This window comes from Nocardioides immobilis (assembly GCF_003515065.1).
Classification (GTDB): Bacteria; Actinomycetota; Actinomycetes; order Propionibacteriales; family Nocardioidaceae; genus Nocardioides; species Nocardioides immobilis.
Genome location: NZ_QXGH01000034.1, coordinates 89,434 through 97,443, shown reverse-complemented (window position 1 = coordinate 97,443; position 8,010 = coordinate 89,434). Strand labels below are relative to the sequence as shown.

The following is an 8,010-nucleotide window of genomic DNA, read 5'->3' as shown; positions in this document are numbered from 1 at the left end:
GATCGGCTTGTTGGTCTCTTCGACGATCCGGACAGCTCCCTCACGGAACTCCCGGTCGTACTTCTTCCGCTTCTCTGGCATCTCGATCCTCATTGTCGATGCCTCTACGGTCCGGGGGGAACCTCAGGCCTTGCGACCTGCCGGATCCTCTCACCCGGCACCTACCTGTGGACCCTGCCCAGCGGGCTGTACCTGGTCGACCCCACCGGCACCTACGACCTCACACCCCGACCCGGCGCCACCCAGCCGACCGAGCCGCCGACCAACCCGGCCGGCCCGGCCGACCCACCCGACGAGTAGCCACCACGCCCCGAACCCCGCCCACGGCGGGGCCATCGGCATGCCTGCAGGCGCTCAACCCTCGCCGGCGACGACGGACGACAGCACCAGCTCGGCCACGGCCCGGCTCGGCGCCGTGACGGTGATCCGGTGGGTGCCGACGTCGCCGTACATCCGCACGTGCGCCTGGTCCAGCTGCTCGGGCAGGCTCTGCTCGACGCGCTCGCCGCCGGGGCGCGCCGACACCTCGACGCCGTACGTCGGATCCGGGTCGCCGCCGAGTCCCCAGCGGGTGGGGTACCGCCACTCGGCGTCCCCGGCCGCACCTGCCGCCCACTGGTCGGCGACGACGACCGGCTGGCCGTCGGTGCGCGCTGAAGCAAGGATCCGGAGGGTGACGTCGCGGTCCGGTGAGGCCGCGGAGAGCACCCAGTCGCCCGCGTAGACGTAGCCGCTCCACCTCACCTCGCCGTCCTCCTCGGAGCGGGTCACCTCACCAGAGAACTGCAGGGCGTCGTACGTGGCCCCGCCGTAGAAGGCCGCGTACGCGCCGAACTCGCACGGGTCGACGTCGGTCGGACCGAAGACGGGATGCTCGCCACCGTCGGAGCCGCACTCGACCTCGTGCCAGCCGGGCGGGAGCTCGGCGCGCGCGTGGTCCTGCGCGACCGTCTGCCACTGCTCGTCCGCGCGCGCGACCCGGATCGGCGTCGGGGGCCAGGTGCCCGCGTCGTACAGCTGCCGGTCGCCCAGCGGCTCGTCGAGGTGCAGCGTGAGCGGCACGCGCGGGTTCCCCACGCACGTGGCGGCGCCGTCGAACGCCTGGCTCGACAAGGTGACGTACACGCCGCCCTCGGTCTCGGTCACCTGCGGCTCACCCAGGTGGGCGCGAGGATCCCGTCCGCTGGTGCACGCGCCCTCGTGGACCAGCACCTGGGGCGACGTCGTCGTCGGATCGACGCCTCCCGCCGGGGCGGTCACCTCGACCCGCGACCTGCCTTCAGGCAGTGCGACCGAAAGCCGTCGGCAGTCACTCCAACCGACGGCCTTGAGTCCGTTGCTGGTCTGCTTCAGCTCGACGATCTGAGCGTCGGCCCGTGGACCGTCGGACGTCCACTCGCCGACACCGACGACGGTCACGCGGTCGCTGACGGCGAGCACGATGTAGGGCGCCGCGTCCCCGCCCTGCTCCTGGATCGCCCTCGGCGCGTCGATGCCGGGGGCTGCCTGGAGCCGCACGAACGCGTCCCTGACGTCGGCCTCCTCGACGTCGTTCGGGATCCCCTCCACCATGGCCGACACGGGCCAGCTCACCCAGCCCACGCAGCTCACCTCGGTGTCGGCGGCATCGGGTTCCAGCGAGTCCGCAGGCGGCACGGGGTCCGACACGTTGTGGTCCCCTCCGTCTTGACCGAACACCGCGAGCGGGACGACCACGGCCACCACGGCCGCGGCCACGCCCGCCACCGCGAGCCGCCGGCGTCGGGCCCGCAACCGGCGGCGGGCGCCGTCCGCCAGCCCGTGTGCGGCCGGCGCATCCTCGGCCCCGGCACCCAGTGCCCGGCCCACCCGGTCCTCGAAGTCACCCATCACGCTCACCCCTCTCGTCACCCATCGCGTCACGCAGTACGGCGATCCCGCGGGACACCCGGGAGCGGACGGTGCCCTCGCGGACACCGGTCAGCGCGGCGATCTCGCCGTACTCGAGCTGCTCGTAGTAGCGGAGGACCACGGCGGTGCGCTGGTCGACCGGCAGCGCCTGGCAGGCGGCCCACAGCAGGTGCCGTTCATCGGCGCCGAGCCCCTCGCCCGGGCCGGCGACCACCCCCTCAGGCCGCACCTCGGCGGCCGGCGACTCCCGGCGGCGGAACTTGCGCCACCACGAGGTGTGCGCGTTCACCACCATCCGCCGGACGTAGGCGTCGACGTCCTCGACGCGGGAGATCCGGTCCCACCGGGGCAGTGCCCGGGAGAGCGCGTCCTGCACGACGTCCTCGGCATCGGCGGCGTTGCCGGTCAGCACGTACGCGAGGCGGAGCAGCGCCGGGCCGCGCGCCTCGACCCAGTCGTCGAACGATGCCGGCACCGCTCGCGCGCCGACCTCGTCCATCGTTGCCTCCATGACCCACCAACGCTCGCCGGCCCCATCCTGTTGCGAGCGCACTGTTGCGAAGGGCCCGGTCAGCCCGCCGCGAACCGCGCGTCGACGACCGCGGACACCTCGATGTCCTCGGGCGACAGGGTGAGCTCGGCAGCTCCGTCCATGTCCTTGCTCGCCCGCAGGTACGCCGACTCCGCGACCGCCATCGGGTGCAGCCCGTCTCCGAGCATGCCGGCGTCGGCCAGTGCGAGGGCCCGCACCGGGCCGAGCTGCAGCGCGTCGGCGTACTCCTGCGCCCGCGCCGCCGCGTCCTGCACCGCGCGGGCGCGGACCTGGCGGGCCAGCTCGTGCTTGCGCGCCTCGGTCAGTGCCCACTCGACGCCGTCGAGGGTGAAGCCGGTGGTCCCCTCGACGTGCCGCCCGACCCAACGTGACAGCTCACCGAAGTCGCGGAACTTCACCTCGACCCCGACGCTGGCGTGGTGCACGAGCGGCAGCTGCTTGCCGTCCTGGTTCCACGGACGGTTGGCCCAGGTGCGGACGTGCTGGGTCGACCACCACGTCACCGGTCCCTGCTCGGGGTCGTGGATCGGAGCGATCGACGTCTTCACCGCTTCGAGGTCCCGGACCACGCGTTCGTAGACGGGCTGCATCTGCGGACCCTCGAACCCGAGCGTCGCCCGGACGGTCGCCCGCTCGGGAGGCAGGAAGGATGAGTACGACCCGCGCACGGTGATCTCGGTGGCCATGAACGGACCGTAGCCGGTGGGAGGTGGCAGGATCCGCGGATGGACTGGATCCCCCTGCTCGACGAGGCGACCGGCCGGTTCGCCGACGCCGCCGCCTCCGGCGACCTCGAGGCGCCGGTGCCGACCTGCCCCGGCTGGACCCTCGCCGACCTGGTCGGGCACCTCGGCTGGGTGCACCGCTGGGCCGCGCACGCGGTGACCGACGGGACGCCCGACGGCAACAGCCCCTACGCGGGAGACCCGCCGGACATGGTCGAGTGGTACCGCGACAGCGCGCGGCACCTGGTCGACGTGCTCGCGACGCGCGGGCCCGACGCGCCGGCCTGGACTTTCGGGGCCGAGAAGGTCGCGGCGTTCTGGCGGCGGCGGCAGGTGCACGAGACCGTCGTCCATGAGTACGACGCGCTCGCGGCGGTCGGGCGCACAGACGACTGGACGATCGACCGCGCCCTCGCCTGGGACGGCGTCGACGAGGTCGCGACCTTCTTCTACCCCCGTCAGGTCCGGCTCGAGCGGATCGCCCCGATGGCGGGCAGCCTGCGCCTGGTCCCGACCGACGTCGACGCCGACCCGCTCGAGATCGGCGGCGGCGAGCCAGTGGCGGAGCTGACCGGGCCGGCGTCGTACCTCCTGCTGGCCCTGTGGAAGCGCGCGCCAGTCGAGGACACGGCAGCGGCCGGCCTGCTCGCGACCGCCGTCACTCCGTAGGGGTCGCCGCCCGGGTCTCCAGCACCCGGAACCCCTTGGCGCTCGCGTGCCGCTCGGTCGGATAGCCCTGCTCGCCGAGCCAGCGCTGGAGCGAGTCGGCGCCGAGGTTCTTGCCGACGACCATCACGGCGCGGCCGCCGGGCGCGAGCCGCGGCAGCCAGGTGAGCAACAGCTCGTGCAGCGCTGCCTTGCCGATCCGGATGGGCGGGTTGGACCAGATCTCGTCGTACTGCTCGTCGGCCGGAACCTGCTCCGGCGTGACCGCGACGTACCGGTCGGTGACCCCGAGGGCGGCGGCGTTCTCGTTGGCGAGCAGCACGGCGCGCTGGTTCACGTCGACCGCGGTCACGCGTGCCGACAGGGCGGCCACGCAGATGGCCAGCCCGATGACGCCGTACCCGCAGCCGAGATCGAGGATCCGCCCACCGGCGGGCGGCTCGGTCTCCCGGAACAGCACCGACGTGCCGATGTCCAGCCGCCCGTTGGCGAACACGCCCGAGCCGCTGGTGAGGTCGAGGTCGTGGCCCCAGACCTCCGCCCGGACGGCGGTGCGCTGGAACGGCGCCGCCGGGTCGGCGGTGAAGTAGTGGTCCTCGCTCATGCGTCGGTCTCCGCAGCAACCCGGCGGGCGGCGGCCTGTGCGACCCTCGCCGCCAGCTCGTCGTCGGGCGGGTAGGCGACCTCCTCGAGGGTCAGCCCGTGCGCATGGAGTACGACGACGCCGGGGTCCCTGCGCTCGGCCGTCAGGATCTCCCTCGGCCACTCCGGCGGCTTGCGGCCCTCCCCCACGGCGACCAGGCAGCCCACCAGCGCGCGCACCATCGAGTGGCAGAACGCGTCCGCCCTCACCCTGCCGACGGCGACGCCGGCGCCGTCCCGCGACCAGGAGAGCTCGAGCAGGGTGCGGATCGTGGTGGCGCCGGGCCGCTGCTTGCAGAACGACGCGAAGTCGTGGAGCCCGACCAGGGGCGCGGATGCCGCGTTCATGGCGTCGAGGTCGAGCGGGCGCGGCCAGGCCAGGACGTGCCGCCGGTGCAGCGGGTCCACCACGTCGGCGGAGTCCGCGATCCGGTAGGCGTAGCGCCGCCAGAGCGCCGCGAACCGGGCGTCGAAGCCGTCGGGGGCGACGACGATCCGGTGCACCCGGACATCCGGCGGGAGCACGCCGTTGACGCGCCGGGCCAGCCGGTCGAGGCCCTCGGGCACCTCGTCGACGAGGTCGACGTGCGCCACCTGGCCACGGGCGTGGACCCCTGCGTCGGTGCGACCGGCGCAGACCACTTGGAGCCCGCCCGCGGGCCTGCGGAGCACCGTCGCGAGTGCGGTCGTCAGGTCGCCCTGCACGGTGCGCAGCGCCGGTTGTGCCGCCCAGCCGTGGAAGTCGGTGCCGTCGTAGGCGAGGTCGATCCGGAGCCGCACCTGCCTAGTGTCGCCTACGGTTGCCGCGTGATCAGCGAGGTGGTGGTCGTCGGTGGGGCCAACGTCGACGTCAAGGCGCGCTCGGCGGCAGCGCCGCTCGCCGGCACGAGCAATCCCGGGAGCACCCGGATCACCCCGGGCGGGGTCGGGCGCAACATCGCGGAGACCCTGGCGCGCCTCGGCACACCGACCCGGCTGGTGGCCGCTGTCGGCGACGACGCCCTCGGTGACCAGCTGCTCACCGACACTGCGGCCGCGGGGGTCGACATGACCGGCGTCCACCGGCTGCCCGCGCTCGCGACGGGGACCTACACCGCGGTCCTCAGCCCCGAGGGCGAGCTCGCCGTGGCCGTCGCCGACATGGCGGCGACCGACGCCCTGGCGCCGGAGCACCTCCCCGACGACCTGCTGGCCGACGCCGCCCTGCTCGTGGTCGACGGCAACCTGGCCGCAGCGACGATCGGCCGCGCGCTCGACCTGGCTGCGGCGGCGACGGTCCCGGTCGTGGTCGAGCCGGTGAGCGTGCCCAAGGCGGCGCGGCTGCGGCCGCTCCTCGGCCGGCCGGTCCGGGCGATCACCCCCAACCACGACGAGCTGGTCGCACTCACCGGCGAGGACGGCACCCTCGACGAGCGCATCGACCGACTGCACCAGGCCGGTGCCGAGCTCGTGTGGGTCCGGCTCGGACTGGACGGCTCGGTGCTGAGCGGGCCCGACGGCCGCACCCGACTGGCCTCGATCCGAGCTGATGTCGTCGACGTGACCGGCGCGGGCGACGCGATGCTGGCCGCCTTCTGCCACGCACTCCTCGGCGGGGCGACACCGGCCCACGCGGCGGCGTACGGCCATGCGGCCGCGGCCCTCACCGTCGCGAGCGACCACACCGTCCGCCCCGACCTCACCGATCGGCTGGTAGGCAGTCTCCTGTGAACGAACTGCTTCGCCTCACCGACGAGGTCGCGACCGCCCTCCGCGAGGGTGCGCCGGTCGTCGCTCTGGAGAGCACGATCATCAGCCACGGCATGCCGTACCCCCGCAACGTGGCGATGGCCCGCGAGGTCGAAGGAATCGTCCGCGACTGCGGCGCGGTCCCGGCCACGATCGCCGTCCTCGACGGCGTCCCCCGGATCGGCCTCGGCAACGACGACCTCGAGCTGCTCGGCTCGCACCCGGACGTCGCGAAGGTGAGCATCCGCGACCTCCCGTACGTCGTCGCGCGCGGCGCGCACGGAGCGACGACCGTGGCCTCGACCATGCGGCTGGCGGCACTGGCCGGGATCGCGGTGTTCGTCACCGGCGGGCTCGGGGGTGTGCACCGCGGTGCCGGCACGTCCTTCGACGAGTCGGCCGACCTGACCGAGCTCGCCGCGAGCGATGTCGCGGTCGTCAGCGCCGGGGTCAAGTCGATCCTCGACATCGGGCTCACGCTGGAGCGGCTCGAGACCCTCGGCGTACCGGTCCTCGTGCACGCGAGCGACGAGTTCCCGTCCTTCTACTCGCGCTCGTCCGGACACGGTGCCCCGATGCGGGTCGACTCGGCCGCTGAGATCGCGGCCGTGATGCGCACGAAGTGGGATCTCGGGCTCGCCGGCGGCGTCGTCGTGGCCAACCCGATCCCTCCCGAGGACGAGATCGCCGCCGACGAGATCGCCGCGGTCATCGACCGGGCGCTCACCGAGGCGGACGCACGCGGCGTCCGCGGCAAGGACATCACGCCGTACCTCCTGGGCCGGATCGTCGAGCTCACCGACGGGGCGTCGCTGACCGCCAACATCGCGCTCGTGCGCGCCAACGCCCGCTTGGGCGCGGCGATCGCCCGCGCCTACGTCGGCGTCTGAACCTCCCGTCGCCAGGGTGGGTCGGCGCCGACGCGGGAGACGGTGACGGCCGCGCACGCCGCTGCGTGCGTCAGCGCGGCGCCCCGCGCCTCAGGATCGAGGCCGGCCAGCCGGCGACTCCCCAGGTGCTCCCACACCGCGTCGAGCAGGCCGGCGCCGAAGGTGTCCCCCGCTCCGATGGTGTCGATGACGTCGACCGCCGGCGCCGCCACCGCGACCCGGTCGCTCCGCCGGCGCCCCCAGATCCACTCCGCACCGGTGGCGCCCCGGGTCACCACGACGCTGCCGGCGCCGAGCTCCAGCAGACCCTGGACGGCGGTGTCCTCCGTGGCTTCGGGCCAGAGCGCGGCGAGGTCCTCGTCGGACGCCTTGACCAGGTCGGCCCGGGCCGCCATCCGCTCCACGCGCGCCCTCACGTCGGGACCGGTGCCGGTGATCGCCGGGCGGACGTTGAGGTCGTAGGTCACCGTCGTCGTGGCGAGCCGGTCGACGAGCGCCAGCACCTGCGCGGCGCCGGGTTCGAGCACCGGCGCCAACGACGAGACGTGCATCACCTGGACGTCGTCGACGGTCACCGGCCCCAGCGCCCACACGACGTCGAAGTCGTACGTCGCCCCACCGTCCGCGCCGACCCGGGCGCGAGCAACCGACGTCCGGCCCACGACGTGCGGCTCGGTCGCGAGCACCACCCCGCTCTCGACCAGGTGCTCGGAGAGCAGCCGACCGTGCTCGTCCGGACCGTACGACGTCGCGAGCAGCACCGGCCGCATCAGCCGGCTCAGCGCCACCGCCGCGTTGGCCGCGCTCCCACCCGGCCGTTCGACGACCGACCCGTCGGCAGCCACGACGACGTCGATCAGGGCCTCGCCGACCACCAGGGCAACGCCGTCCATCCCGTCACTCTGCCCTGCGCAGC

At 74.0% G+C, this 8,010-nt stretch carries 10 protein-coding genes; 4 read left to right on the top strand and 6 right to left on the bottom strand.

From position 1 onward, the window contains the following. Positions 1-300: hypothetical protein (locus D0Z08_RS32360; protein ID WP_182481488.1), on the top strand; the 300-nt coding region annotated here is incomplete at its 5' end. Between the two features lie 54 nt (positions 301-354). Here D0Z08_RS32360 and D0Z08_RS25665 read toward each other — a convergent pair. From D0Z08_RS25665 to D0Z08_RS25655, 3 genes are all read right to left on the bottom strand, one after another. Next, on the bottom strand, positions 355-1,869 hold the full coding sequence (locus D0Z08_RS25665; RefSeq protein ID WP_118928127.1) for a hypothetical protein: 1,515 nt from the start codon (positions 1,867-1,869) through the stop codon (positions 355-357). Then, a complete protein-coding gene (locus D0Z08_RS25660; protein WP_245994491.1) occupies positions 1,862-2,389 on the bottom strand; it encodes a SigE family RNA polymerase sigma factor in 528 nt (175 codons plus the stop codon). Before D0Z08_RS25660 ends, D0Z08_RS25665 begins: the two co-directional genes overlap by 8 nt. 71 nt (positions 2,390-2,460) lie before the next feature. After that, positions 2,461-3,129, bottom strand: a complete 669-nt coding sequence (locus tag D0Z08_RS25655) for an SIMPL domain-containing protein (RefSeq protein ID WP_118928125.1) — start codon at positions 3,127-3,129, stop codon at positions 2,461-2,463. 39 nt (positions 3,130-3,168) lie between these two features. Between D0Z08_RS25655 and D0Z08_RS25650 the strand changes: the two genes are divergently transcribed. After that, positions 3,169-3,837: a maleylpyruvate isomerase family mycothiol-dependent enzyme gene (locus D0Z08_RS25650; protein WP_118928124.1), complete on the top strand. Its 669-nt coding sequence runs from the start codon at positions 3,169-3,171 to the stop codon at positions 3,835-3,837. On the opposite strand, the gene D0Z08_RS25645 is transcribed toward D0Z08_RS25650, so the two are convergent. Next, positions 3,827-4,438: a class I SAM-dependent methyltransferase gene (locus D0Z08_RS25645; RefSeq protein ID WP_118928123.1), complete on the bottom strand. Its 612-nt coding sequence runs from the start codon at positions 4,436-4,438 to the stop codon at positions 3,827-3,829. The two genes, D0Z08_RS25650 and D0Z08_RS25645, sit on opposite strands and share 11 nt — an antisense overlap. Continuing rightward, positions 4,435-5,256 carry a tRNA pseudouridine(38-40) synthase TruA gene (truA, locus tag D0Z08_RS25640; protein ID WP_118928138.1) on the bottom strand — a complete coding sequence of 274 codons (822 nt, stop codon included), beginning with the start codon at positions 5,254-5,256 and terminating at the stop codon, positions 4,435-4,437. Before truA ends, D0Z08_RS25645 begins: the two co-directional genes overlap by 4 nt. Positions 5,257-5,283: 27 nt before the next feature. On the opposite strand from truA, the gene D0Z08_RS25635 reads away from it, so the two are divergent. Both D0Z08_RS25635 and D0Z08_RS25630 read left to right on the top strand, forming a co-directional pair. Further along, positions 5,284-6,186 (top strand): PfkB family carbohydrate kinase, encoded by a 903-nt coding sequence (locus D0Z08_RS25635; RefSeq protein ID WP_245994489.1) that lies wholly within the window; start codon positions 5,284-5,286, stop codon positions 6,184-6,186. Beyond that, positions 6,183-7,094, top strand: a complete 912-nt coding sequence (locus D0Z08_RS25630; RefSeq protein WP_118928122.1) for a pseudouridine-5'-phosphate glycosidase — start codon at positions 6,183-6,185, stop codon at positions 7,092-7,094. Before D0Z08_RS25635 ends, D0Z08_RS25630 begins: the two co-directional genes overlap by 4 nt. On the opposite strand, the gene D0Z08_RS25625 is transcribed toward D0Z08_RS25630, so the two are convergent. Further along, positions 7,079-7,987: a PfkB family carbohydrate kinase gene (locus D0Z08_RS25625; RefSeq protein WP_118928121.1), complete on the bottom strand. Its 909-nt coding sequence runs from the start codon at positions 7,985-7,987 to the stop codon at positions 7,079-7,081. The two genes, D0Z08_RS25630 and D0Z08_RS25625, sit on opposite strands and share 16 nt — an antisense overlap. Between the last annotated feature and the right edge of the window lie 23 nt (positions 7,988-8,010).

Excerpts from the sequence above, each read along its gene's own strand:
- D0Z08_RS25665 (WP_118928127.1), bottom strand. The coding sequence starts at position 1,869 with ATGGGTGACTTCGAGGACCGGGTGGGCCGGGCACTGGGTGCCGGGGCC.
- D0Z08_RS25660 (WP_245994491.1), bottom strand. The coding sequence starts at position 2,389 with ATGGACGAGGTCGGCGCGCGAGCGGTGCCGGCATCGTTCGACGACTGG.
- D0Z08_RS25655 (WP_118928125.1), bottom strand. The coding sequence starts at position 3,129 with ATGGCCACCGAGATCACCGTGCGCGGGTCGTACTCATCCTTCCTGCCT.
- D0Z08_RS25650 (WP_118928124.1), top strand. The coding sequence starts at position 3,169 with ATGGACTGGATCCCCCTGCTCGACGAGGCGACCGGCCGGTTCGCCGAC.
- D0Z08_RS25645 (WP_118928123.1), bottom strand. The coding sequence starts at position 4,438 with ATGAGCGAGGACCACTACTTCACCGCCGACCCGGCGGCGCCGTTCCAG.
- D0Z08_RS25625 (WP_118928121.1), bottom strand. The coding sequence starts at position 7,987 with ATGGACGGCGTTGCCCTGGTGGTCGGCGAGGCCCTGATCGACGTCGTC.